This window comes from Rhodoferax sp. GW822-FHT04A08 (assembly GCF_058801025.1).
On record NZ_JBXAMW010000014.1, the window covers coordinates 95035 to 120434 of the forward strand.

Annotated in this window: 18 protein-coding genes, 4 pseudogenes and 1 riboswitch; of the genes and pseudogenes, 20 read left to right on the top strand and 2 right to left on the bottom strand. The window is 57.4% G+C overall.

The features are described 5' to 3' along the window. Positions 1 to 44: 44 nt before the first annotated feature. On the top strand, positions 45 to 1721 hold the full coding sequence (locus AC1RMF_RS21430; RefSeq protein WP_493144194.1) for a group II intron reverse transcriptase/maturase: 1677 nt from the start codon (positions 45 to 47) through the stop codon (positions 1719 to 1721). A 403-nt stretch (positions 1722 to 2124) separates the two neighbouring features. Here AC1RMF_RS21430 and AC1RMF_RS21435 read toward each other — a convergent pair whose 3' ends face one another. Beyond that, positions 2125 to 3042, bottom strand: coding sequence for a LysR substrate-binding domain-containing protein (locus AC1RMF_RS21435; RefSeq protein WP_493144195.1), 918 nt, complete (start codon positions 3040 to 3042; stop codon positions 2125 to 2127). A 98-nt stretch (positions 3043 to 3140) separates the two neighbouring features. Here AC1RMF_RS21435 and AC1RMF_RS21440 point away from each other — a divergent pair, with 98 nt between their 5' ends. From AC1RMF_RS21440 to AC1RMF_RS21530, 19 genes and pseudogenes are all read left to right on the top strand, one after another. After that, complete coding sequence (locus tag AC1RMF_RS21440; RefSeq protein ID WP_493144197.1) at positions 3141 to 4208, top strand: tartrate dehydrogenase; 1068 nt, start codon at positions 3141 to 3143, stop codon at positions 4206 to 4208. Positions 4209 to 4287: 79 nt separating this feature from the next. Then, positions 4288 to 5592, top strand: a complete 1305-nt coding sequence (locus AC1RMF_RS21445) for a dicarboxylate/amino acid:cation symporter (protein ID WP_342616495.1) — start codon at positions 4288 to 4290, stop codon at positions 5590 to 5592. 26 nt (positions 5593 to 5618) lie between these two features. Further along, entirely contained in the window at positions 5619 to 6923 is a 1305-nt protein-coding gene (locus AC1RMF_RS21450) for a glycerate kinase type-2 family protein (protein WP_493144199.1), read from the top strand. A 113-nt stretch (positions 6924 to 7036) separates the two neighbouring features. Beyond that, positions 7037 to 7397 (top strand): annotated as a pseudogene (locus tag AC1RMF_RS21455) (pyruvate kinase); the annotation flags it as partial. A gap of 215 nt (positions 7398 to 7612) precedes the next feature. Continuing rightward, a pseudogene (locus tag AC1RMF_RS21460) lies at positions 7613 to 8026 on the top strand (hypothetical protein). A 126-nt stretch (positions 8027 to 8152) separates the two neighbouring features. After that, positions 8153 to 8329, top strand: a pseudogene (gene eno, locus AC1RMF_RS21465) (phosphopyruvate hydratase); the annotation flags it as partial. 129 nt (positions 8330 to 8458) lie between these two features. Beyond that, positions 8459 to 8605: riboswitch (FMN riboswitch) on the top strand. 227 nt (positions 8606 to 8832) lie between these two features. Beyond that, complete coding sequence (ribBA, locus tag AC1RMF_RS21470) at positions 8833 to 9948, top strand: bifunctional 3,4-dihydroxy-2-butanone-4-phosphate synthase/GTP cyclohydrolase II (RefSeq protein WP_493144201.1); 1116 nt, start codon at positions 8833 to 8835, stop codon at positions 9946 to 9948. Between the two features lie 421 nt (positions 9949 to 10369). Beyond that, positions 10370 to 11293 carry a transketolase gene (locus AC1RMF_RS21475; protein ID WP_493144202.1) on the top strand — a complete coding sequence of 308 codons (924 nt, stop codon included), beginning with the start codon at positions 10370 to 10372 and terminating at the stop codon, positions 11291 to 11293. Next, positions 11290 to 12240, top strand: coding sequence for a transketolase family protein (locus tag AC1RMF_RS21480; RefSeq protein ID WP_342616498.1), 951 nt, complete (start codon positions 11290 to 11292; stop codon positions 12238 to 12240). The genes AC1RMF_RS21475 and AC1RMF_RS21480 overlap by 4 nt, the downstream gene beginning before the upstream one ends. Before the next feature lie 13 nt (positions 12241 to 12253). Further along, on the top strand, positions 12254 to 13720 hold the full coding sequence (locus AC1RMF_RS21485; RefSeq protein WP_493144204.1) for an FGGY family carbohydrate kinase: 1467 nt from the start codon (positions 12254 to 12256) through the stop codon (positions 13718 to 13720). Between the two features lie 52 nt (positions 13721 to 13772). After that, positions 13773 to 14753 (top strand): ABC transporter permease, encoded by a 981-nt coding sequence (locus tag AC1RMF_RS21490; protein WP_493144206.1) that lies wholly within the window; start codon positions 13773 to 13775, stop codon positions 14751 to 14753. Between the two features lie 30 nt (positions 14754 to 14783). Further along, entirely contained in the window at positions 14784 to 15716 is a 933-nt protein-coding gene (locus AC1RMF_RS21495) for a substrate-binding domain-containing protein (RefSeq protein WP_493144208.1), read from the top strand. A gap of 69 nt (positions 15717 to 15785) precedes the next feature. Continuing rightward, positions 15786 to 17297: a sugar ABC transporter ATP-binding protein gene (locus AC1RMF_RS21500; protein WP_493144210.1), complete on the top strand. Its 1512-nt coding sequence runs from the start codon at positions 15786 to 15788 to the stop codon at positions 17295 to 17297. Between the two features lie 38 nt (positions 17298 to 17335). Continuing rightward, entirely contained in the window at positions 17336 to 18316 is a 981-nt protein-coding gene (locus AC1RMF_RS21505) for a sugar-binding transcriptional regulator (RefSeq protein WP_493144212.1), read from the top strand. Between the two features lie 45 nt (positions 18317 to 18361). Then, positions 18362 to 19129: an SDR family oxidoreductase gene (locus tag AC1RMF_RS21510; RefSeq protein ID WP_493144214.1), complete on the top strand. Its 768-nt coding sequence runs from the start codon at positions 18362 to 18364 to the stop codon at positions 19127 to 19129. A gap of 23 nt (positions 19130 to 19152) precedes the next feature. Next, complete coding sequence (locus tag AC1RMF_RS21515) at positions 19153 to 19947, top strand: SDR family oxidoreductase (protein WP_342616505.1); 795 nt, start codon at positions 19153 to 19155, stop codon at positions 19945 to 19947. Continuing rightward, positions 19944 to 20900, top strand: a complete 957-nt coding sequence (tal, locus tag AC1RMF_RS21520; RefSeq protein ID WP_493144215.1) for a transaldolase — start codon at positions 19944 to 19946, stop codon at positions 20898 to 20900. The genes AC1RMF_RS21515 and tal overlap by 4 nt, the downstream gene beginning before the upstream one ends. 63 nt (positions 20901 to 20963) lie before the next feature. Further along, positions 20964 to 22988 (top strand): transketolase, encoded by a 2025-nt coding sequence (gene tkt / locus AC1RMF_RS21525; protein WP_493144217.1) that lies wholly within the window; start codon positions 20964 to 20966, stop codon positions 22986 to 22988. A gap of 67 nt (positions 22989 to 23055) precedes the next feature. Next, the gene (locus AC1RMF_RS21530; protein ID WP_493144219.1) at positions 23056 to 24633 is read left to right on the top strand and encodes a methyl-accepting chemotaxis protein; all 1578 of its coding nucleotides are present in this window, start codon (positions 23056 to 23058) and stop codon (positions 24631 to 24633) included. Between the two features lie 123 nt (positions 24634 to 24756). Here the strand turns inward: AC1RMF_RS21530 and AC1RMF_RS21535 are convergent. Further along, a pseudogene (locus AC1RMF_RS21535) lies at positions 24757 to 25012 on the bottom strand (IS110 family transposase); the annotation flags it as partial. Between the last annotated feature and the right edge of the window lie 388 nt (positions 25013 to 25400).

Here is a 25400-nt window from a genome sequence, read left to right on the forward strand (position 1 = left end):
ACATGACGCCGGGGTCCGACGGTAGTACTATAGATGGATTCTCGATGTCCAGCATCGAAAATATCATCCTTCAAGTCCGCAATGAATCCTTTGGATTCACGCGTGCGCGAAGAGTGCGAATTCCGAAGGCCAAAGGCGGAACGCGACCGCTTGGCATCGCTTCACCAAGGGATAAAGTAGTGCAAGAGGTCATTCGCATGATCCTCGAAGCTATCTACGACAGTCCATATGGTCCAAGTTTCAGTGACAAAAGTCACGGATTCAGGCCCCATAGAAGCTGTCACACGGCACTCAAATCGATTCGCAACACGTGGACTGGCGTTTCTTGGATTGTTGAAGGGGACGTGAAAGCGGCTTTTGACAACATCGACCATGAAGCCCTCATTGGTGTACTGAGAAAACGCATCTCTGATGAACGTTTCCTCAACTTGATTAGAAAGGCCCTGACAGCAGGGTACTACGAGTTCAAGACACCGATTAATAGCGTAGTTGGCACCCCGCAAGGGTCAATCGTATCGCCCATTTTGTGCAATATATTTCTACATGAATTAGATAAATTCTGTGAGTCTCTGATAGTCAAATATGAATCTGGCACTGCTCCCACTGGGAACCCAGTGTACCGACGATTAGCGGCTAAAACAGCACGTATCCGCAAGGGTATGGGGGCACACGCTCCCCGCTCGGACTCACGCTGTGAACTGGCTATGGAACTTCACAATGCCACGGTATTGTTGAGGCGCACAAATCCGGTCATAGGTGATGGAAAATATATACGCCTCAAATATGTCCGATACGCTGATGACTGGTGCATGGGTGTCAACGGTCCAGTAGCAATCGCAGAGAAAATTCGTGAGGAAGTATCTGAATTCATGTCCGGAACGCTAAAGCTGGAATTGAATATGGAGAAGACCCACATCCGTCATGCGAAAACCGAAGAAGCATTCTTCCTAGGAACTCGCATTCGTGTCGGCTCCGAATCCCCTCGGGTATCTAGAGTCCTGCGTAACGGAAAAACATTCTTGAAAAGGAATGCAGGGTGGAATCCAGTCATGATGGCTCCAGTCCATAAGCTGGTAGAGCGTCTGAACTTGAAGGGTATGTGTGACAAAGCGGGTAACCCGCAGGCTAAGTACACATGGTCTGCTCTGGACGACGATCAAATCGTCGATATGTTCAGTGCAGTTTGGCGTGGGTTGGCGAACTACTATAGATTCGCTGACAACATTGCAACCATGACAAGGGTGCAATACATCCTAAAATACTCAGCGGCAAAAACCCTCGCATTGAAGCACAGGTCATCCGTGAGAAAGATATTCCTAAAACATGGAAATGATCTGCGTGTACAAAAGAAAACTTTGAAAGAAAAATTGGTGCAAACCCAATTCTTCAATCTTCAAGATTGGTCCAGAAAACCGACCGCTTTCAGCATAGGTATACAGGACACTCCTGATGAAGTTCTCCAAAGACACCTGCGACTAAGGACTAGAAGTAAGCTAGGAGAAGACTGCGTGATCTGCGGTGGAGACGAGTTAATTCATATGCACCATGTTAGATCAATCAGGAAAATCGGGGATAAGGTAGAAGGGTTTACACGCCTACTAGCCAAAATAAACCGGAAGCAAATTCCGGTATGTGTCTACTGTCACCAGAAGATACACAATGGCTCGTATGACGGGTTGTCTCTATCTGACCTCGCCAATCCAGATGTGGCGGCAAGGTGAAAACCATGCGCGGAATACACTAATGGAGAGCGCAATGCTTGGAAACTTGCACGTTGCGTTCGGAGGAAGGTGGTTGCTTTCCTGCTTGCAGGAAGTGGTCACCCATCCTACTCCTTTGGTCGAGTGTTCAAGTCACTCACGGCCTACCAATTAAACAAAGGAAAGCTTGCTATTTAAAAGGTAGCAAGCTTTTTCTTTTTTTGGTTTCATGTAGCCACTGTGTAGCCACAATTGTGGCATGCAGACGTTGGCGAGCATCGCCAGTGTGCCCACAGCGGGTCTTCCAGGGACGACACTGAAAATCTGCTAAGTGATTTCGCTGTCATCCACAGTCCTGCTTGGGCGTCGACTTCCTTGTAACTGAGTTCGCCGAGCTTCGCGGTAACGATGGATTCTCTGAGTCTTAAGCCTTGGCAGGTGATGTTGCCGCAAACGCGTCGACCACATGGTCGACGAAAGCTTTTACGCGCGCAGCGGTTTGCAGACGCTGGGGATAGACCGCGTAGATATCCGCAGGTGGTGTTTGCCATGTCTCTAGTACTTGGCGCAAACGACCGCTGTGCAGGTACTTGGTGATGTCCCATTCCGCCCGCATCAGCAGGCCGTGACCAGCAAGTGCCCAGTTCACCGCAATCTCACCGTCATTGGTGCTCAGGTTTCCCCGCACCTTGACGGTCTCCGTCTTCTGGCCAGCACTCAGGTGCCAGATGCCATAAGCCTCATCACCTTGGCGAATACCTATGCAATTGTGTTGGGCCAGTTCATGCGGAGCACGTGGCGTGCCATGAGCCTTGAGATAAGCAGGTGATGCGCAAATCAACCGTCGGTTCCCAGCAATACGGCGCGCTATCACCCTTGCGTCCGGTGGTTCGCCAAAGCGGATGCACACATCGAATGTGTCTTCGGTCAACGCGGGCGGATTGACTGTGAGTTGCAGTTGCACCTGCACATCCGAAAACTTCTTGGCAAAGCTGGAGATCAGCGGAGCAATGTGGGTGCGACCAAAGCCCAGCGTGGCATTGACGCGCAACAGGCCTTTGGGCTTGGCAATGGCACTGCTGATCAGGCGCTCCATGTCCTCAATGTCGGCGAGGATGCGCCGGGCGTGCTCCAGGTACAGCTCGCCCTCGGCAGTGAGGCTGATACGGCGCGTGGTCCGGTTCAGCAGTTGCACACCCAGGCGCGCCTCCATTTGGCTCAGGCGCTTACTCGCCGCCGGTGTGGTGACATTCATTTCTCTGGCGGCCGCAGAGAAGCTGCCCATGCGTGTCAGAAGGCTGAAAAAGGCCATCTCCGAAGGAGCAGAGGAGGGGGTGGACATTGTTAAATCATAGTAAACAATGGAGTCACTTTAAGATGAACCGTGAAATTCAGCAATAGGTACATTCCGTCCCCACCACAACCCATTTTGGAGACGTTATGAAGACATACAAGATTGCTTGCATCCCCGGTGACGGTATCGGCAAAGAGGTCGTTCCCGCTGGACAGACTGTGTTGGAAGCCCTCGCCACAGCCAGCAGCACTTTCAACTTCGATTTCGAGAACTTTGGCTGGGGCGGTGACTGGTACCGCATCCACGGTGAAATGATGCCTGCCAACGGACTGGATGCATTGCGCAACAAAGACGCCATTCTGTTTGGCTCCGCTGGTGACCCGGAGATTGCGGACCACATCACGCTCTGGGGTCTTCGCCTGAAGATCTGCCAAGGGTTCGATCAGTATGCCAATGTGCGCCCCACGCGCATCCTGCCTGGCATTGATGCGCCCCTGAAGCGTTGCAAGCCGGAGGACCTGAACTGGGTCATCGTGCGCGAAAACTCCGAAGGCGAATACTCTGGCGTGGGTGGTCGCGTGCACCAGGGGCACCCCATTGAGGCCGCTTGCGAAGTCACCATGATGACCCGTGTGGGCGTGGAGCGCGTGATCCGCTTTGCCTTCAAGCTGGCACAAAGCCGCCCCCGCAAGCGGCTCACCGTGGTGACCAAGAGCAATGCCCAGCGCCATGCCATGGTGATGTGGGACGAGATTGCATTGGAAGTGTCCAAGGACTTCCCCGATGTGAAGTGGGACAAGGAACTCGTGGACGCCGCCACGGCCCGTATGGTGAACCGCCCCGCTACCCTGGACACCATAGTGGCCACCAACCTGCACGCAGACATCCTGAGTGACCTGGCCGCAGCACTGGCAGGCAGCCTGGGTATTGCACCGACCGGCAACATCGACCCCGAGCGCCGCTATCCCTCCATGTTTGAGCCTATCCATGGTTCAGCCTTTGACATCATAGGCAAGGGCTTGGCCAATCCGGTCGGAACCTTTTGGAGCTGCGTGATGCTGCTGGAACACCTGGGTGAAGTGGATGCTGCCAAGAAGCTGATGGCAGTCATTGAGCAGGTCACCGCCGACGTCTCCCTGCACACAGGTGACCTGGGCGGCAAGGCCACTACCGCCCAGGTGACCGCCGCTGTCTGCGCCCGCATAGCTGCATAAGACCGCAATTGCATTTCTGGAGAAGCGGCCAGCAAGAGCCGCGATCCACTGGTTCGAAATAAATATTTAGGAGACAAACATGTTGCGTCGTTTCTTTGGAAAGCTGTATGTGCAGGTGCTTATCGGCGTGAGCGCCGGTGTGCTGCTGGGGATTTTTTACCCAACCCTGGGCGCGGACTTCAAGCCATTGGGCGATGTCTTCATCAAGCTCATCAAGATGGTGTTCGCACCCATCATTTTTGCCATGGTGGTGCTGGGCATCGCCAAGATGGAGAGCATGAAGGAACTGGGCCGCGTCGGTGTAAGGGCGCTCATCTACTTTGAGGTTGTTTCCACCTTCGCGCTGGCACTCGGTCTGGTAGTGGTCAATGTGTTCAAGCCGGGCGTGGGCATGAATGTGGACCCGGCAACGCTGGACACCAAGGCGATTGCCAACTACACCGCCGCGGCATCCAAATCCGGTGGCTTTGTAGACTTTCTGGTCAACATGGTGCCCTCCAGCATCGTGGAAGCCCTGGCCAAGAATGACATTCTGCAAATCCTGGTGTTCGGCATCTTCTTTGGCGTGGCCCTGTCTCACATGGGGCGTAAGGCCAAGCCGGTAGTGGACCTGCTGGATGCCTTCTGCAACAGCATGTTCGGCATTGTGGGCATGATCATGCGCCTGGCCCCGCTGGCTGCCTTCGGCGCCATGGCCTTCACCGTGGGCAAATACGGTCTGGCTTCGCTTTCCGCGCTGGGTCAACTGATGCTGTGCATGTACCTGACTTGTGTGGCTTTCGTGTTTGTGGTGCTGGGCTTCATCGCCAAGCTATCGGGTTTCAGCATTTTCAAGTTCCTGCGCTACATCAAGGATGAAATCTTCACCGTGCTGGGCACCAGTTCTTCCGAATCGGTGGTGCCTCAGTTGATGCGTAAGCTGGAACACATTGGAGTGTCAAAACCGGTAGTCGGCCTGGTCATACCGTCGGGTGTGACCTTCAACCCCGATGGTCAGTGTATTTACTACACCATGGCGGCGATCTTCATTGCACAGGCCACCAATACGCCGCTGTCCATGACCGACCAGATCGTTATCCTGGGCGTGCTGATGCTGACCAGCAAGGGCTCTGCAGGGGTCACCGGCTCCGGCTTCATTACCTTGGCCGCCACGCTGGCCTCTATGGGCAATATTCCGGTTGCCGGCATGGTGCTGCTGCTCGGTGTGGACCGCTTCATGTCCGAGGCCCGTGCCATTACCAACACCATTGGCAATGCCGTGGCCACTATGGCGGTGGCCCGTTGGGTGGGTGCCCTGGACATGGTCCGCATGAGCCGTGTGCTAGACCAAGACACTACCGTGGAGGCCCTCTACGAGGCCGAAGAGGCAATTGCCAAAGCCTAAGCTGCCTAGCGGACGGAGCGCAAATCATGGCGACTGAAAACTTTCAAACCGGAGCGCCAGAAGAAGAGATCCCTCTGGCAAAGGGGTTGCTGCAGTCCATGTTTGCGGTGGCCATCGCGGCCGCACAGCCCAACCAATGCATTGCGGCGCATCTGCCGGCGGTCCCGAAAGGGCGCCTGATCGTCATTGGTGCGGGCAAGGCGTCGGCCAAAATGGCGCACGCGGTGGAGCAACATTGGAGCGGCCCGCTTGAGGGACTGGTGGTCACCCGCTACGGCTACGCCGTGCCTTGCAAGCGCATCGAAATCGTGGAGGCGGCACATCCAGTGCCCGACGATGCAGGACTCACTGCTGCACAACGCATCCTGCAAAAGGTGCAGGGACTCACCGCCGATGACACCGTGTTGTGCCTGATCTCGGGTGGCGGATCTTCTTTGCTGCCGTTGCCTCTGGAAGGCATCACCCTGGAAGACAAGCAGAGGGTGAACCGTGAGCTATTGAAGTCGGGTGCCAGCATCAGTGAAATGAACTGTGTGCGCCGCCACCTTTCTGCTATCAAAGGTGGTCGACTGGCGGCCGCTTGCTATCCTGCCAAGGTTGTGACGCTACTGATTTCGGATGTGCCAGGAGATCGGCCCTGCGACATTGCATCCGGCCCCACGGTAGGTGACTCCTCCACATGCGCCGATGCATTGGCCATCATCAAACGCTATGGCATTGTCCTGCCGGACAACGTCCGCAAGGTGCTGACCGATGGGCGAGGGGAGTCCATCAAGCCAGACGACAAACGTTTGGAAGGAATGGAAGTCCACATGATTGCCACGCCTCAAATGGCATTGGAAGCAGCGGCGAAAGTGGCCGAAGCAGCGGGCTTGTCTGCCTACATCCTGGGTGACAGCGTGGAAGGCGAGGCGCGCGAGGTTGGCAAGGTGATGGCTGCCATGGCACTTCAGGTCGCTCGCCACGGCCAACCATTTCAGGCACCTTGCATTCTTCTGTCTGGCGGAGAAACCACCGTCACCATCCGGGGAGATGGCCGCGGTGGACGCAACGTCGAATTCCTTTTGTCGCTGGGTGTGGCCCTGCAAGGCGAACCCGGCATCCATGCGCTGGCCGGAGATACCGATGGTGTGGATGGGATTGAAGAAATAGCTGGCGCGTATTTGTCTCCGAGTACGCTGGAGCGTGCCTGGGCACTAGGCATCAATCCCAAGGACAGCCTGGACCGCAACGACGGCCATGGTTTCTTTCAGGCGCTGGGCGACTCCCTCGTCACTGGCCCCACGCTCACCAATGTGAACGATTTCCGCGCCATCCTGATCGGCCGGTAACGCGTTCTCAACAACAAAGACTTTCATGCACCGCAAACGCAATGCCAAGATCGTGGCAACCCTCGGACCCGCCAGCGCAGACCGGTCGACCATCCAAGCCTTACCACGAAAAACCCGGTGACCAGATGCGGGCACCCATGCCGCACCCCGAAATCTTTTCTGCACTGGAGGTCGGCACCGACCTGTTGCTAGACGATGGCCGGTAGCGCCGTGTCGGACCGCAAGGGTGTGAATGTGCCCGGTGTGGTGCTGCCCCTATCGGCGTTAACCGGAAAAGACCGGGCCGATTTGACTTACGGCCTGACCTTGGGAATCGACTGGATTGCCTTGTCGTTTGTTCAACGACCAGAAGACATTGTGGAAATCAAGTCCATCGTCATGGGGCGCGCCGATATTGTGGCCAAGCTGGAAAAGCCCGCAGCCATCAACGGCCTGGAGGCCTTCGTCGCCGAGAGCGATGCCATCGGCGTAGCGGTGCGGGGTGTCGCAGACCTTCTGAAGGTGGCTGCCGTGGTGGCGTACACCAGTTCAGGATATTCCGCCTTGCGCATGGCCCCTGAGAGGAAGGGCTGGGCCAGGCCGGTCAGACCATCATGATTTCCACCGGTGTTCCCTTTGGAACTTCGGGCACCACCAACCTGATGCGTATTGCCCAAATTGCGTAACGGGTGAGACTACGGTGTTAATTCATCAGGCTTGCAGCATCTCCTTCTGGGGCTTCGACAGGGACGCGCGAGGTATTGGAATTGGGAGAGGAAGACGCTTGTCGCTATCTTGGCACGGGCGCTCAGAAAGCTGTTTCTCACGTCAACGGTGAACTGCGCAGCGCACTGCTGGGTCTCAATGTCATGGAACGGGTGACGATTGCGCTGGACGGTACATCCACCATCCCGCCTGGGAATGTGGATATGCAGGAATTCATGATTCTGCAAGTGGGCGCACCCAGCTTCTTCGAGATGTTGCGCTTGGGCGTGGAGGTCTTTCATTCCCTGAAGCGCCTGCTCAAGTAGCAACGCTATGCCACGGCATTCGGTGATGATGGCGGCATTGCGCCAAACTTGCCTTCCAATGAGGCTGCCTTGCAGCTCATTGGAAGGTGTTGAGAAAGCTGGGTAGAAGGCAGGAGTAGACATTGGCCATGTGCTGGATCTGGCCAGTTCATGGACCACCTCGCCGCATCGGTCGACCAATACCCCATCATGACCATTGAGGACGGCATGGCCGAAGACTACAGTTCCGTGATTTCTCACCGCTCTGGTGAGACCGAGGACGCCACCATTGCAGACCTGAGCGTCTGTACCCTGGTCACCCAGATTTAGACGGGTTTCTTATGCCGGTCCGACCCGGGTGCCAAGTACAACCGCTTACTAATGATTGAGGGAGAACTTAGCGTCGTCATTTCCTAAGTCAATACGACGATGCCTGGAAGGGTGATTGCACTCATACGCTCATCGCCGTTTTGCCGGGAAGGTCAACAGCTGCGACGTCCACCATTCCTTTGTGCTCTAAAATTCGCTCGTCGGCCAATTGGTCGACAGCGTTCTCAGGGCGGGGTGAAACTCCCCACCGGCGGTAAGGCAGCAATGCCAAGCCCGCGAGCGCCCGATGTCAAACGTCGGGGTCAGCAGATCTGGTGAGATTCCAGAGCCGACGGTCACAGTCCGGATGAAAGAGTAGCGCGATACCAAACTCCATCTGCCTTGCTGGTCAGGTGCGTCTGTGCTCGTGTGCCCTGATTCTTTGTTCTTTCTTTTACTGAAGAGTTCATGAATCAGTTTGTTTTTACCCACCCGCTTTACACCTCCCACTGGCCCCCATGGGGCGCTCAGTTCTGCGTGAATCCTTGCGGCCGTTCGATACGGCCGCCGCTGACAGATATTTCGAGTTTGATTGAATTGGAGTGCAAGGTATGAGTGGAAATGGTTTTGCGACGGTCCCCGAGTTGGTGGCTGACATCAAGGCAGGAAAAATGGTGATCCTCGTCGACGACGAAGGACGCGAGAATGAGGGGGATGTGATCCTGGCGGCTGAGCACGTAACGCCCGAGGCGATCAACTTCATGGCCCGCTATTGCCGCGGACTCATTTGCCTGACCCTGACTCCTGAGCGTTGCGACCAGCTGGGACTGACTCCCATGGTGAGTAATAACGGCACCAAGCATGGCACTGCATTCACCGTGTCGATTGAGGCTGCCGATGGGATAGATACAGGGATATCCGCAGCAGACCGCTCCACTACTGTCCGGGTGGCGGTGGCCAAGGATGCCAAATCGACCAATCTGGTGAGCCCTGGTCACGTTTTCCCTCTGCGGGCGGCTAATGGGGGGGTGCTTATGCGCGCTGGCCACACGGAGGCAGGTTGCGACCTGGCTGAAATGGCAGGCCTCATGCCTGCCTCGGTCATTTGCGAAGTCATGAACGACGATGGAACCATGGCCCGAGTTCCTGACCTGATGATATTCGCCCAGCAGCATGGGCTCAAACTTGGCAGCATTGCGGACTTGATCAAGTACCGCACCGAAAGTGAGCAGCTGGTCTCGCTCAAGGGCAAGCGCTCCATCACCAACAGCTTTGGAAAATTCGAGCTGCAGACCTACCAGGATCGCTTTGGTGGTGTTCACCTTGCCATGGTGGCCGGGACTTGGTCCACGGATGAGGCTGTCATGGTTCGCGTGCACGAACCGCTGTCGGTTTTGGATTTTCTGGAAGACGTTGATGGCGCTCATTCCTGGCCGCTGCCGGCTGCACAGAAAGCCATTCAAGCTGAGGGCAAAGGGGTCATCCTGTTACTCAACGTCGTGGAGAACCAAGACAATCTGGTTCGCAATGCAATGGGTGAGGCTGAGAAGCCGGCCCCGAAGACTGGAAAGATCGATAGCGATCTACGCTCCTATGGCGTAGGCGCACAAATCCTACGTAGTCTTGGTCTCAAGCACATCAAGGTGCTGGGCAACGAGCGGCGCTTTCCCAGCATGGGTGGCTTCGAGCTCAACGCCGTGGAGTTTGTCAGCCACGCCAAGCCCTGAGCTTAGCTCGTACCAATCCCTTTGAAACGCCCAGCACTGCTGGGCGTTTTTGTTGTGACGGAAAAAACAAAGGCACTTCGACCAAAGGTGCGCTCTGTGGCAACCGCGTCCCTTTTCAGTACCTACGGATTCATGTGTCGTTCAATGGGTTTGACCGAGGTGCGTGGATGGCAGCTGCCACTGTTGAGGACCGCACGCGCCTGTTGCAAGGCACTTGGCGCAGCTGACGAAAGCTGGCAGAGCTAGTTCGAAGGCTCTTTGACCAACTGTCTCGACCAGTGAGTCGGATATCGCGCTTTCGATGAACCTGATCAGGTATCCCTCAATTCCTACCGACAAACCCTTGATCTGGGGAAAACCCTAGTGCATAACGATTCAACAGTGAATATACTAATGCATAACAAGTCAATAGTGAATAAATATGCAACATACTCAAAAGGCAGTCGGTGTCGAGGTCTCGGCTCCTCTGGTGGTCGATGGTGCTGCGGTATCGCAGTGGCGTGCACGTCGTCAGGACTTTGTGCAGGCCGATGAAAGTAAAAAGATCGAACGGTTGGCGGCAACCAGCCGCTTCATTCGCAGCCAAGTCCTCACCACGATCAACACCGCAGGCCTGGGTCACATCGGTGGCGACTTCTCGGTGACGGACATTCTGGTCACCCTCTATGAAGGTGTTTTGGCCGTAGACCCGGCCAACATCAGCCTGCCCACCCGTGACCGCTTCATCCTGAGCAAAGGCCACTGCGCGGCAGCCCTGTATTCCGTTCTGGCCCACAGTGGCTACTTCAGCGCTGACCGCTTGGTGCATTTCGCCAAGGACCTGTCCCCGCTGAACGGCCACCCCAACCGCAACAAAATCCCTGGCGTCGAAACCAACACCGGTCCTCTGGGGCATGGCTTGCCGGTGGGCGTGGGTTGTGCAACGGCTGCCAAGCTGCAGGGTATGAATTTCCGGACCTATGTAGTGGTCGGCGACGGCGAACTGCAGGAAGGCAGTAATTGGGAGGCGGCCATGTACGCTGCCCAGCAGAAGCTTGGAAACCTCACGCTGATCGTGGACCGCAATCGTCTGCAGCAAGGTGCCACCACGGCCGAGACCAACGAGCTTGAGCCCCTGGCGGACAAGTGGACCGCCTTCGGCTGGGAAACCCACGTAATCAACGGGCACTCGTATGAAGAACTTCTGCATGTGCTTTCCATGGCCCCCGGTGAGCGCCCCCGCGCAGTGATCGCCAACACGGTCAAGGGCAAGGGTGTGTCATTTATGGAGAACGGGGTGGAGTGGCACCACAAGGTCCCAAGCGCCGCCCAGTACGAAGCAGCAATGAAAGAGGTGGCAGCGTGAGCAAGGTTGATAGCAGCGTAGGTTTCGATTGCCGCCAGGCGTTCGCGGACGAGCTGGAAAAGATGGCGCGCGAGGATTCGCGCATTGTGGCGGTCTGCAACGATTCCGTGGGATCGAGCAACCTGGGTGCCTTCAAGAAGGCGTTCCCCAATCGGCTGGTCAATGTCGGCATCGCCGAACAGAACATGGTTGGCGTGGCCGCAGGCCTGGCCAACGCAGGTATGCGTCCTTTTGTGTGCGCCGCATCGCCCTTCCTGACAGGTCGCGCGCTGGAGCAGATCAAGGCAGACGTGGTGTATTCCAACTTTCCCGTGGTCCTCTGCGGCATGAGCCCCGGAATGGCATACGCCGAACTGGGACCAACCCACCACTCCATTGAAGATCTGGCGTGGACACGTGCCATCGGCGATCTGACCGTTGCCGTTCCGGCCGACCCCGATGAAACACGTGCCACCATGCGCTGGGCCCTGAAATCCGGCCGCCCCTGCTTCATGCGCATCGGCCGCACCAAGGTACCCGCCGTTTCCCGCGAAGGTGTGAGCTTTGAACCTGGCAAGTTCGTGACCCTGCGCGAAGGCAAGGACGTGACCATCATCGCCGCGGGCACCATGGTTGCACGCGCCCTGGATGCTGCCAGCTTTCTGTCCGAAGGCGGTATCGAAGCACGCGTTATCAATGCTGCCTCCATCAAACCGGTGGACGTGCAGACCGTCGTTGCTGCTGCCAAGGAGACCAAAGGCATCGTCACCGTGGAAGAAGCCATTGTGTACGGCGGTTTGGGCTCAGCCATTTCGGAAGTGGTTGTGCAAACGCACCCCACCCGCATGCGTATTCTGGGCGTGACCGGGCTTGCACCGACCGGTTCCACAAACTTTCTGTTCGAGTACTTTGGTCTCACTGGACCTGGCATTGCCAAGGCTGCACTAGAGTTGATTGAAAACGCCTAAGTCGGATATCAACATGAGCCACATACTTGCCATTGACCAGGGAACCAGCGCCACGAAATGCGTGCTGGTCGACACCACGGGTCGCATCGTCGCCAAAGCCAGCGCTGCACTGGGTGAAAGCTACCCCCAGCCGGGCTGGGTGGAGCAGGATGCGCAAGCCATCTGGTTGAGTGTGCGTGAAGCGGTTCGTCTGTGCATTGAGCAAAAGCCGCAAACACGTGTGGCAGCCGTGGGACTGTCCACCCAGCGGGAGTCCGCCCTGATCTGGAATCGAAAAGATGCCAGCCCAGTGACTCCGCTCCTGAGCTGGCAAGACCGGCGCACTGTGGGTTTGCTCGAAGCGTTGGCCGCCGACCATGTCACCGACATGGTGCTGGACAAATCCGGCCTGCCCTTGGACCCCATGTTCTCGGCCCTGAAGATTCGCTGGTTGCTGGACCGCGTTGACCCCGACCGCACTGCCAGCCGCAACGCAGATCTGGTTGCAGGCACTGTGGACGCCTGGCTCGTGGCCCGCCTGGGTGGCGAGAGCACCATCGAAGTGGGCAACGCATCGCGCACCCAATTGCTCAATGTGGCCAATGCCGCGTGGGATGATGACCTGCTGCGTCTCTTCAACATCCCGGTGCAGATGCTGCCAGAGGTCGTGCCTTCCATCAGAAAACATGCAGACGCTGCAGGCCTGCATCCGTCCCTGGCGGGTGTTCCGGTCTCATCGGTGATGGCGGACTCCCATGCCGCGCTGTACGCCCACGGCGTGCGTGAAGTGGGCTCTGTAAAGGCCACCATGGGAACCGGATCTTCCGTCATGGGCCTGGCTCGCAAGGGCGCGCAACGGCTGGAAGGCATGTGCCTGACCGTCGGATGGGATGCAGGCACCGGTCCACGACTGGCACATGAGGGAAATATCCGGTCTGCCGGGGCAACCCTGCGGTGGGCTGCAGACCTGTTTGGCATCGACGCTGAGGTTGCAGCGGCTGAAGCCGTATTGGCTCCGGCTGGTGAACTGTGCATCGTCCCTGCCTTCTCCGGCCTGGGGGCACCCTACTGGGACGCACGGGCTGTGGGCCTCATGAGCGGTCTCACCCTGGATACCAACCGGCAGCAGGTCCTGGCTGCGGCACTGGACTCCATTGCCCACCAGGTGGCCGACGTCGTCGCAGCCGTGGACGGAGGTGGGGACAGCGTGCAGAAACTGTTGCTGGATGGTGGCCCCTCCCGCAACGCCACGTTGCGTGCATCGGTTGCTGCATACATCAAGCGGCCCGTGGTGCACTGCACGGACCCAGAGCTCTCGGCCCTGGGCGTCGCTCACCTGGCTGGGCTGCGTGAAGGCGCATGGGATGAAGCGGCCTTGCAAAGCCTGGCGAGATCACAGGTCACGACCGAAGTGCCGGAACGTTCCGAAGAAGAAATCTCGCGACTTCGCAACAACTGGGCACTGGCAGTTACCAGGTCGCGCACACAACGCAGTGCCTGAACACAACGCACAAGAGACACAGCACGAAATACATGAACAAGGTAGCAAGCAAATGAATGCCGTCGAAACCAAAGCACAAACCAAGCCGAGCAGCATCGCTTGGAAAGAGCGCTTGTCGGAGCACATTCCACTCATCAGCCTCATCGTCCTGTGTGTGGTCTTTTCCATCCTCTCGGATGTGTTTCTGACCACACGCAATTTGCTCAACGTGGTGGACCAGCTGACCGTACTGGGAATCATGGCGTTGGGAATGACCGCAGTGATCGTGATTGGCGGCATTGACCTCTCGGTCGGATCGGTTCTTGCGCTGTCCATGATGGTCATGGGTTGGCTGGCCAATGTGGTCGGATGGCCCATGCCCATCGCTATCCTGGTTGGGCTCATCGCCGGTGCACTGTGCGGCGCGTTCTCCGGCTTCCTGGTCGTCAAGGTCAACTTGCCGCCCTTCATCGCCACCTTGGCCGTGATGTCCATTGCACGCGGGCTGGCCAACATCATCACCGACGGCAGCCAGATCGTGGGCTACCCCGGTTGGTTCTCTGACCTGTCCATTGAACGCTACATGGGCTTCCTCTCCGTCTCTGTGGCGTTGTTCCTGGGTCTTACCCTGGTAGCAGGCATCTTCATGAAGTACCGCGCCACGGGGCGTGCGCTCTATGCCATTGGCGGCAGCAGCGAAGTGGCCCGCCTGGCAGGTATCTCGGTGAAACGTGTCACCTTGGGTGTCTACACGGTGTGCGGTCTCCTCTCCGGCTTGGCCGGTGTGGTGATGTCCACACGCCTGGACTCCTCGCAGCCAGCAGGTGGTCAGGGCTATGAGCTCGACACCATTGCAGCAGTAGTGATTGGCGGCGCCAGCTTGTCTGGCGGCGTAGGAAGCATCTTCGGCACGCTCATGGGCGTGTTGACGATCGGTGTGTTGCGCAACGGCTTAAACCTTATCGGGACTTCGCCGTTCGTTCAGCAAATCGTGATCGGTGTCGTCATCGTCATCGCTGTGATGTTCGATACCAACAAGCGCAAGTCCCGATAAAACCATTTTTAAGTTCAATTAGGAGACGTCATGATCAAATTCAAAAAACTCGTGTTGGCTGCTGTGGCAACAACAGTGCTGGCCGGAACGGCATACGCCCAGGGCGCTGGCAAGACCATCGGCGTAGCAGTGCCCAACCTGCAAGCTGATTTCTTCAACATCATCAAGCAGGGTGTTGAAAATTACGGCAAGGAAAAAGGCTATAAGGTTGTGGTGGTCGACGCAAAAGGGGATGCTGCGACGCAGGTCAATCAGATCCAAGATTTGATCGCCCAAAAGATTGACGCACTCGTCTACATTCCGGCTGGTGCAACCGCCGCGGCTGTGCCTGTTCGTGCTGCCCGAAAGGCCGGTGTCCCCGTGATTAACGTGGACCGCAATGTGGACTCTGATCCTGGCGACACCTTCATCTATGGCCGCTCAGTGGCTGCTACGACTGAACTGGGCAAGTGGATTTGTGAGAAGACAGGCGGGAAGGGCACTGCTGTCATGATCCATGGCCAACGTGGCACCACCCCTGAGAAGGAACGTACCGAAGGCTTTACTGCTGGTCTGGCTTCCTGCGGCATCAAGATTTCACAACACCAGTGGACCGAACGCTGGGCTGCTGACGAAGGCAACCGCATTGCCCAGGACATGCTGCAGCGCGACCCGTCCATCAACATCATCATCGGCCAGGCCGACGGCATTGCCATGGGTGCGTCCCAGGCAGTCAAGCTGGCCAAGCCCAACCACAAGGTGTGGGTGGTTGGCTTTGACGGAGACCCGGGCGCCCTGCTGGCCATGAAGAACAACGGCACCCTGGATGCCACTGCTACACAACAGACCTGGACCATGGGCAAGATGGCCGTGGATGCTGTGACAGACGTATTGGCCGGCAAGGCTGTGCCCAAGGATCAGCCGACCGATGCCCGCGTGACCACCAAGGAAAACGTGGACCAGTTCATCAAGCAGCACCCTTAAGCCCAGTCTGGAAAGGGAAGGCGGTTATCCCCCTTCTCTTTCCAACCATTTGCACTGTCAGCACCGATCATGTCATCCACGGAATTTGTACCACCACACACCGGTCTTGTTGCCCGCAACATGGGCAAGACCTACGGCTCCATCACCGTCTTGCGCGGTGTGAACGTCGAGATCCGACCCGGCGAATGTGTGGCCCTGTTGGGTGAAAACGGTGCTGGCAAATCCACACTGTCGTCCATCATTGCCGGACTGACCCACTCCGATGCGGGCGGTCAAATGTGGTGGAAAGGTCGCCCTTACAACCCCCGCACGCCGGGAGACGCACTTCAGGCTGGCATTGGGCTGATCCACCAGGAAATGCGTTTGCTGCCCCATCTGACGATTGCCGAAAACGTGTTCGTCGGACGCCTGCTGATGAAGAACGGTCGCATCGACATGGACACCATGGTGGAGCGGGCGCAAGAACAGTTGCATAGGCTGGGGCTGAGTGTATCGGCCAGGACCAAAGTGAGCAGCCTGAGCGTTGCCGCCCAGCAGCAAGTGGAAATTGCCAAAGCCCTGACGCTCAATGCCACCATGCTCATCCTCGATGAACCCACTGCGGCATTGGGAGACGAGGAAACGGACCGTCTGTTCGAGCAGGTCAGGCGCCTGAAGGCAGAAGGTGTCTCGTTCATATACGTAAGCCACCGCCTGGCTGAAATTGCACGTATTTGTGACCGGATCGAAGTGCTGCGTGATGGCCGTCTGGTTGCCAGCCACGCCAGTGCGCAACTGGAACGCAATCTGCTGGTGCGCGATATGGTGGGCCGCAACGTGGACCGGCTTTTCCCGGAAATTCCGGCACCACCCGCAGATGCCCCAGTCGCGCTGTCGGTGCGCAAGCTGACCGCAGTGGACGGTCGCTTCAAGAATTTGAGTTTTGATGTCCGACGTGGTGAAGTCCTCGGCTTTGCCGGCATCTCGGGTGCCGGGCGCACGGAAGCTATGCGCGCCATTGCCGGCGTGGACCCGATTGCCTCGGGCGAGATTGTCATCGGCGGTAAAAATGTTCGTCCCAAATCTCCTATAGACGTCATTCGCAAGGGGCTAGTCATGGTGCCGGATGATAGAAAGGCCTTGGGAGTAGTTCTGTCGCATTCGATCGCCGAGAACATTGCATACAGCAATGCCGACCTGGTGGGGGCGGGCGGATGGATCTGGCCCAAAAAGCGCGACTCCTTTGCTCAAGAATTGATTGAGAAGCTCACTGTCAAGGGCGTTCCCGAGCAATCTGCGGGTTCCCTGTCAGGGGGAAATCAACAAAAGGTCGTGATCGCCAAATGGATAGCTCGCAACCCCAACGTCATCATCTTGGATGAGCCAACTCGTGGTGTAGACGTGGGTGCTCGTGCTCAAATCTACGAGGTGATTGCCGAGCTGGCTCGCGAGGGCATGGCGGTGATTGTGGTGAGTTCTGACCTGGACGAGGTTTTGGGCTTGTCCCACCGCGTGATCGTATTGGCACGGGGCGAAGTTCGGGGTGAGCTGAAGCGTGGTGCAGCTACCAGCCAGAACGTGATGGACCTTGCGGTCCACTGAACGGTGCATTTTTAGGGTCTGGTGCGAGAATCTGCCGCATGAAAAACCACCGCGCCGCCACACCTGAAATCCTTCGTTTAGCCACACGCATTGCCAGCATGTACTTTGAGCGATCAATGGGACAAGCTCAAATTGCGGAACAGCTGGGCTTGTCCCAGGCCAAAGTCTCACGACTTTTGAAGCAATCCGAGCAGCTTGGGATTGTGAAAATCACGGTGCACGTTCCGCCTGGCGTCCATGCGGAGGTGGAGTCTCGCGTCGAAAGCCTCTTTGGCATTGACGAGTGCCTGGTGGTGGAGGTTCCTGATGCACAACTGGATGTTGACGACGCCATTTCCCAGGCATTGGCGTCTTCGGTTGCGTCCTACCTGGAGCTGATGGTACCGACGATGGAGTCCATCGCAGTGTCGTCCTGGAGCTCCACACTGTTGGCGGCAGTGAACGTGATGCGGCCCACGGCCTCAGGCGTCACGCGCCATGTGGTCCAAGCTTTTGGTGGTGTTGGGCAACCCAGTGTGCAACGCTTTGCGACCCAGCTTACCGAACGGCTGGCGCACCTTTCTCATGCCGAGCCCACTTTCATGATGGCGCCTGGCATCGCTGCCTCACCCGAGGCCAAGCGGGCCATAGAAGCCGACGCCGCCTGTACCCACGTGCTGACCATGTTTGACAACCTGTCGGGCATTTTGATGGGGATTGGCTCCACCGCACCATCGCGCATGCTGCGTGATAGCGGCAACATTTTTTCAGACCGCGATATTGAAGAACTCAAGGCCGCAGGCGCGGTTGGCGACGTCTGTCTGCGTTTCTTTGACGCAAACGGCAAGCTGGTTCGCACAGGTCTGAATGACCGAATCATCGGCATAGAAGCCGATCAGGTGTTGAAGGCCCGCCGCCGCATTGGCGTTGCAGGCGGTCCAAGGAAGTTCGAAGCCATCAGGGGCTCCCTGCGTGGCAAATGGATTTCCACATTGATTACTGATCTCGATACGGCAAAACGGCTTATCGAGAGCCCATAGAGCAGGCCTTAGTGCCATTAACGCAGCGATGCAAGGAGTGTCCAAGTGAATTTGTTTGATCTAAAAGGTGAAGTGGCCATGGTGACCGGCGCCGGAAGCGGTATCGGTCAGCGTCTGGCGATTGGCCTGGCAGAGGCCGGCGCAGATGTGGCGTGTTTTGACTTGCCGGGACAGCAAAAGGGCTTGGAAGCGACCGTTGAAAGCATTCAGAAGTTGGGGCGCAAGGCGATCATCACTACCGGCGATGTCACCCAAGCTGCAGACCTGAAGGCGAGCGTTGACCGCATCGAAGCCGAGCTGGGCGCACTGAGCATTGCCTTGAACTGCGCCGGCATTGCCAATGCAGCGCCTGCCGAAGACATGGGCTACGACCAGTGGCGCCGCGTGCATGCCATCAATGTGGATGGCGTGTTTCTCAGCTGCCAGGCCCAGGCACGCGTCATGCTGCCCCGAAAGAAAGGCTCCATCGTGAACATTGCTTCCATGTCGGGCTCCATCGTGAATCGCGGCCTTCTGCAAGCCCACTACAACAGCTCCAAGGCCGCGGTGATCCACATGAGCAAGAGCCTGGCCATGGAATGGTCTGAACGCGGCATCCGCGTGAATTCCATCAGCCCCGGCTACACCGCCACGCCCATGAACCTTCGCCCGGAGGTGGCTGAGCAGGTCAAGATTTTTGAGCGCGACACACCGCTCGGTCGCATGGCCACGGTGGATGAGATGGTGGGCCCTGCGGTGTTCCTCTCCAGCCGGGCTGCGTCGTTTTGCACAGGCGTGGACTTGATTGTGGACGGTGGATTTGTCTGCTGGTGATTTGATTTCCGAAGGAACCCATCATGAGCAGAAGATTTGCCGGCAAGGTTGTTGTCGTCACGGGTGGCAGCAGAGGCATAGGCAAGGCCATTGCACAACGCTTTGTGCGCGAGGGGGCCAGCGTCTGTGTGGCCGCCAATGAAGCCTTGGTCCATGACACAGCAAAGCAGCTGGGCACACTGACCGTCGAAGGCGCCAAGGTCATAGGCGCAGAGCTGGATGTGACCAACAAGGAGCAAGTAAAGGCTCTCTATGCGCGTGTGGCGGTCGAACTGGGTGAGGTGGACATCTCCATCCAGAATGCTGGCGTGATCACCATTGCAAAACTCGAAGACCTGAGCGAATCCGAGTGGGACAAGGTGATGGCGGTCAACACCAAAGGGGTGTTTCTTTGCTGCCAGGAGGCTGCTGTGCGTATGCGGGCGGCTGGCAAGAAGGGGCGCCTGATCAACACCGCGTCGGGTCAAGCACGCCAGGGCTTTGTCTACACCCCCCACTACGCGGCCAGCAAGTTTGGTGTGGTGGGCATCACCCAAAGCCTGGCCAAGGAATTGGCCAAGACAGGCATCACGGTCAACGCGTTCTGCCCCGGCATCATCGAAACCGATATGTGGGCCTACAACGACGAGGCCTGGGGCAAGCTGCTTGGCAACTACAAGCCGGGTGAGCTGATGGCCGAATGGATTGAAGGCATTCCCATGGGACGCCCCGGCTCCGGCGAAGACGTGGCCGGCGTGGTGACCTTCCTGTCTTCCGATGACGCTGCCTACATCACCGGCCAGACCATCAATGTCGATGGTGGGATGTTCATGTCATGAACCAGCTCGAAGCACTGAGGCAATACACGACGGTTGTTGCGGACACTGGCGACTTTGAGCTTCTCACGCAGTTTGCGCCGCAAGACGCCACCACCAACCCGTCTCTGGTGTTGCAGGCCATTCGTGACGCCAAGTACAAGCCGCTCTTTGAACAGGTGGTGGACGCAGCACGGGGCGCATCCGTGGAGCGCATCGCGGGCCGCGTGGTCGTGGCTTTTGGCAAGGAAATCCTGCAGCGCATCCCAGGCCGGGTATCGAGCGAAGTTGACGCCCGCCTGAGCTTTGATACGGAAGGCTCCATCCGCAAGGCCAAGGAGATACTGGCGCTCTACCAGGCGCAAGGGGTGGATACCTCTCGGGTGCTCATCAAGTTGGCGTCCACCTGGGAAGGTATTCAGGCGGCCAAGGCGCTGGAGAGCGAAGGCATCCATACCAACCTGACGCTGCTGTTTTCTCTGCCACAGGCGATTGCCTGCGCCAATGCCAAGGTACAGCTTATTTCGCCGTTCGTAGGACGGATCTACGACTGGTACAAGAAGTCAGCCGGCACGGGGTGGGATGAGCTTGCCCATGCAGGAGCCAACGACCCTGGCGTGCGTTCGGTGAGTCAGATCTTTGCCTGTTACAAGGCCAATGGGATCGCCACCGAAATCATGGGAGCGAGCTTCCGAAACGTGGGGCAGATATGCGCCTTGGCTGGTTGTGACTTGCTCACGATCAGCCCCAAGCTGCTAGCCGAGTTGCAGGCATCCGACGATCCGGTGACCCGCGCCCTGGGTACTGCGATCACGGATACCGCTGTACCGCCTTACCACGTGATCAGTGAACAGCAATTTCGCCTGGATCTCAATCGCGATGCCATGGCAACGGAAAAGCTGGCCGAAGGCATTCGGCAATTCGAAGCCGATGCGATTGCGCTGGAACGCATGATCCTGGACCGCATCCAGTCCTGACTTTGCCTCACTAGGCCCCCCGGGCAGCCCATCGCGGGCAGCCGCTCCCTCTAAGGAATCTCTATGACGACACTTCGCGCGAACGCGCTTCGTATGTTGGCGGTCGATGCTGTCCAGGCTGCCAATTCCGGCCACCCCGGCATGCCTATGGGCATGGCCGATATCGCAGATGTGCTGTGGAACCAGCATCTGCGTCACAACCCTGCAGACCCTGCCTGGCCCAACCGAGACCGCTTTGTGCTGAGCAACGGCCATGGCTCGGCCCTGCTGTATGCGCTGCTGCATTTGTCGGGATATGACTTGCCTATCGCGGAGTTGAAGAATTTCCGCAAGCTGGGCAGCAAGACGCCCGGTCACCCGGAGGTTTTTCTGACTCCCGGTGTGGAGACAACCACCGGCCCGCTCGGCCAGGGGGTGGCGAACGCCGTAGGCATGGCATTGTCGGAAAAGCTGCTGGCCAAGGAGTTCAATACGCCTGAGCATGCGGTGGTAGACCACTACACCTATGCATTCTGTGGCGACGGATGCCTGATGGAAGGTATCAGCCACGAGGCCTGCTCACTGGCTGGTACCTGGGGCCTCAACAAGCTAATCCTTTTTTGGGATGACAACGGCATTTCGATCGACGGACATGTTAAAGGGTGGTTCAGCGATGACACGCCCAAACGCTTTGAAGCCTATGGCTGGAATGTGATTCGCGGCGTGGATGGGCACGACGCCAACGCCATCCATGCAGCCATTGAACTGGCCAAGGCCTCGGCCTCCAAGCCCACGCTGATTTGCTGCCGTACCGTTATTGGCAAGGGTTCTCCCAACAAGGCGGGTAGCCACGAGGTGCATGGTGCTCCATTGGGCAAAGACGAAATTACCGCGGTGCGCCAGGTTCTGAATTGGCCGCATGAGCCGTTCGTGGTTCCTGAGGATGTCTACACCCAATGGAGTGCCAAGGAGCGTGGTCACGCCCAGCAGGAGCAATGGACTGCGTTATTTGGAAGCTGGCAGGCGGCACATCCCGAAAAGGCTGCCGAGTTCATGCGCCGCAACCAAAGGCAGCTTCCTGAAGGTTTTGATGCGGTCTGTGCCCAGATGCTGTCCAAGTGGTCCCAGCGTGAAGGTGCGGTTGCAACGCGCAAGGCCTCACAGGAAGCCATCACCGAGCTGGCAGCACATTTGCCGGAATTTCTGGGAGGCTCTGCCGACCTGACACCATCCAATCTGACCAATTGGCCGGCATGCCGCAGCGTTCAAGCCGACACCGGTGGCAACTACGTTCACTACGGGGTGCGGGAGTTTGGTATGGCGGCCATCATGAATGGCATCTTCCTGCACGGTGGCTACCGACCGTTTGGTGGCACCTTCCTGATGTTCTCCGAGTACGCCCGCAACGCATTGCGTATGAGTGCGCTGATGCGCATTGCCCCCATTTTCGTGTTCACCCATGACTCGATTGGTTTGGGCGAGGATGGGCCAACGCACCAGCCCGTGGAACAACTGGCCACCTTGCGTCTGATTCCCAACATGGATTGCTGGCGCCCATGTGACGCGCTGGAAACGGCCGTGGCCTGGCAAACGGCTGTGAAGCAGACCAGCACGCCCACATGCCTTGCACTGTCACGCCAGAACCTGCCCATGCATACACGCGATGAAGACACCGTCAAAGCCGTGAGCCGTGGGGGCTACACACTCGTGGCGGAACCCCAGGGTCAATCCCCGGAAGTCATCCTGATCGCAACCGGTAGCGAGGTGCAGTTGGCCGTATCCGCAGCAAACCAGCTGACGCAAGAAGGCACCCGCGTTCGTGTGGTCTCCATGCCCTCCATGAACTCCTTCCTGAATCAACCCAAGGACTGGCAGGAAGAGGTGTTGCCGGCCGGCGTACCCCGTCTGGCCATTGAGGCTGGTGCAACCCGCCTGTGGCGTGCCGTTGTCGGACTCGAAGGAGATGTACTGGGAATCGACACGTTTGGCGAATCCGGTGCGGCCAATGACTTGGCGACCCATTTCGGCATGACAACAGAGAACGTGATTGCGCGCACCAGAACCCTGTTGAATGCAAAGGCCCCGCAAACGCTCTTGCAGCCGCAATAGCCGCTGAACCTGCGGCTTGCACATCCCGTTGACGGAAAAAAGGGGACATACCGATATGGTCAAGGAAATGAAATTCGCCAACCGACTCAAGTTCAGTTTTGGACTGGTCGTCGCCATACTGCTGTGCGTTTCGGCACTGGCAGTGTGGCAGATGGGTCTGATGCGCGCCTCCTCCAGGCAGATCACGACCAAGTGGTTGCCCAGCGTGGAGCGAATCAACCAAATGGCTGCCGGAGTTGCCAACCTTCGGAATACCGAGTTTCAGCACGTGTTGAACCTGAACGAGAAGACCATGTCCGCCATCGCACAGTCGATGGAGGGCATCGTTGCGAATTTCGAAAAGGATCGTAAGGCTTACGTCGATCTGATAGTGAGCGACGAAGAGCGAAAGCTCTTCGATGACCTTGCGATTGAATGGCAGTCCTACCAAAAGCTCCACACTCAGATCCTGGACACTTCCAGCACGGATCAAAAGTCGAGTGCCAAGGCTCTGTTGGAATTCGACTCCAAGGATAGTTTTGAGAACCTCAACGCCAAGCTCGGAAAGCTTATCGAGTTCAATCATGAAGGCGCCGTTGCTGAAAGCCTTGCCAGCGAACATGCCTACGCCACGGCACGCAATGCAACCATCGTTGCGGCGACGCTGGGTCTGGTATTGGCACTTGTTTTATCCAGTTGGCTGATACGGTCCATCATGCGGCCGCTGAATCAGGCCCAGGTTGCGGCGGACCAGTTCGCCACTGGCGACATGACGATGAAGATAGACGTCCAGTCACAGGACGAGGTGGGTCAAGTGCTGCATGCCTTGAACCGGATGCAGGTCAACATCGTGGAAGTCGTCACCAACGTGCTCAAGAATTCGGAAAGTGTGGCCACAGCCAGCGCAGAGATTGCCCAAGGCAACCAAGATCTCTCTGCACGCACAGAAAACCAGGCCAGCGCTCTGCAGGAGACCACAACTTCCATGGAGGCATTGAGCACACAGGTGCACCACAATGCTGACCTTGCCACTACGGCCAACCAACTCGCGGTGAGCGCGTCAACCATTGCGACACGTGGCGGTACTGTGGTGGGACGTGTAGTGGGGACCATGAAGGAGATCAACGACTCATCCAAGAGCATCGCTGACATCATTGGTGTTATCGATGGGATTGCTTTTCAAACGAATATCCTGGCTCTTAACGCCGCAGTGGAGGCGGCGCGTGCTGGTGAGCAGGGTAGAGGCTTTGCTGTGGTGGCCAGCGAAGTCCGGTCCCTCGCAGGGCGAAGCGCAGAAGCGGCCAAGGAGATCAAGCGGCTGATCAGTACCAGTGTGGAACGGGTAAATCTGGGAACGACTTTGATCGATGAAGCCGGCGCAACAATGACCGAGATCGTCAACTCTATTCGCCGAGTGAGCGACATTGTTCGAGAGATCAGCAGTGCAAGCAGTGAACAGGCCGCAGGCGTTGCTCATGTGTGTGAGGCCATCAACCAGATGGACCGCATGACCCAGGAGAACGCTGCCATGGTCGAGCAAATGGCGGCGGCCGCAAGCAGCTTGCGGTCACAGGCTGGCAATCTGGTTCAGTCGGTGGCAGTGTTCAAGCTGAATATCCATGACGATCGCACGCTTGAAGACTGTCCCGCCATCAACTATTCTTGAGACATATTTCGTAGGTCCGCTACTGGTGGTGGATTCAACCTGTCGACGCGACACACTAAGTACTGCGCGGGCAGAAGGAGTGTTGGAAATCAAGTGTCGGTCTAGAATCTCTTACACACCATTCCCTTGAAGGGGGTAAGGCGTCACCAAGTGGGCTGCGATCACCTTCGCATTCAACCCCAGCACGATTAGCTTGCGAGCCCAATGATGGGCATCCACCGGATGCTTCCATCGCCACCACGCAGCCTCCGGGAAGTTGCGCGTACCACGCTAGAAACCTGTCTCGACTCAACTGCCGATTGATTGCGAGTTTGCCACCGGCATCTACGGCGTGAACCTGGATTACAGACTTGGCCAAACCCACACCAATACGTGAAATATCACCCTCGGGACTTCCCTTTGAACGGTTTCAGATTGACCTGTCCTACAGACCAACTTTGGCATTTGATGCTATTACCCAAAAGTAGGGAATCCCTTCGTATTTGTCTTTGAAACCGGCAGCAGCCCAATGTGAACTCCACGCGAATCACCAAGGACGGCATGTTTCTGCAGGATCACCTATCAAATGCGAATGAGTCGACGAGGTGTGAGTGGCGACGTAGTACGCAAGGGTGGTCGGCGAATACTTATGCATTGTGCGAAGCGGGGCACGTGCAGGACAGTGATGGTTAAAGGGGCTATGCGGGAGAAAATCTCAAGGAATCTTGAGCTGGTCGAACAACAGTGCAATATCACTCGAATGGGGGATATGAATGTCTGCCGGGAGG

What these genes read in the sequence shown, in the direction of transcription:
- AC1RMF_RS21490 (WP_493144206.1), top strand. Translation starts at nt 13,773, where the DNA reads ATGAATGCCGTCGAAACCAAAGCACAAACCAAGCCGAGCAGCATCGCT.
- ribBA (WP_493144201.1), top strand. Translation starts at nt 8,833, where the DNA reads ATGAGTGGAAATGGTTTTGCGACGGTCCCCGAGTTGGTGGCTGACATC.
- AC1RMF_RS21445 (WP_342616495.1), top strand. Translation starts at nt 4,288, where the DNA reads ATGTTGCGTCGTTTCTTTGGAAAGCTGTATGTGCAGGTGCTTATCGGC.
- AC1RMF_RS21440 (WP_493144197.1), top strand. Translation starts at nt 3,141, where the DNA reads ATGAAGACATACAAGATTGCTTGCATCCCCGGTGACGGTATCGGCAAA.
- AC1RMF_RS21500 (WP_493144210.1), top strand. Translation starts at nt 15,786, where the DNA reads ATGTCATCCACGGAATTTGTACCACCACACACCGGTCTTGTTGCCCGC.
- tkt (WP_493144217.1), top strand. Translation starts at nt 20,964, where the DNA reads ATGACGACACTTCGCGCGAACGCGCTTCGTATGTTGGCGGTCGATGCT.
- AC1RMF_RS21505 (WP_493144212.1), top strand. Translation starts at nt 17,336, where the DNA reads ATGAAAAACCACCGCGCCGCCACACCTGAAATCCTTCGTTTAGCCACA.
- AC1RMF_RS21450 (WP_493144199.1), top strand. Translation starts at nt 5,619, where the DNA reads ATGGCGACTGAAAACTTTCAAACCGGAGCGCCAGAAGAAGAGATCCCT.
- AC1RMF_RS21430 (WP_493144194.1), top strand. Translation starts at nt 45, where the DNA reads ATGTCCAGCATCGAAAATATCATCCTTCAAGTCCGCAATGAATCCTTT.
- AC1RMF_RS21435 (WP_493144195.1), bottom strand. Translation starts at nt 3,042, where the DNA reads ATGTCCACCCCCTCCTCTGCTCCTTCGGAGATGGCCTTTTTCAGCCTT.
- AC1RMF_RS21530 (WP_493144219.1), top strand. Translation starts at nt 23,056, where the DNA reads ATGAAATTCGCCAACCGACTCAAGTTCAGTTTTGGACTGGTCGTCGCC.
- AC1RMF_RS21485 (WP_493144204.1), top strand. Translation starts at nt 12,254, where the DNA reads ATGAGCCACATACTTGCCATTGACCAGGGAACCAGCGCCACGAAATGC.
- AC1RMF_RS21515 (WP_342616505.1), top strand. Translation starts at nt 19,153, where the DNA reads ATGAGCAGAAGATTTGCCGGCAAGGTTGTTGTCGTCACGGGTGGCAGC.
- AC1RMF_RS21495 (WP_493144208.1), top strand. Translation starts at nt 14,784, where the DNA reads ATGATCAAATTCAAAAAACTCGTGTTGGCTGCTGTGGCAACAACAGTG.
- tal (WP_493144215.1), top strand. Translation starts at nt 19,944, where the DNA reads ATGAACCAGCTCGAAGCACTGAGGCAATACACGACGGTTGTTGCGGAC.
- AC1RMF_RS21475 (WP_493144202.1), top strand. Translation starts at nt 10,370, where the DNA reads ATGCAACATACTCAAAAGGCAGTCGGTGTCGAGGTCTCGGCTCCTCTG.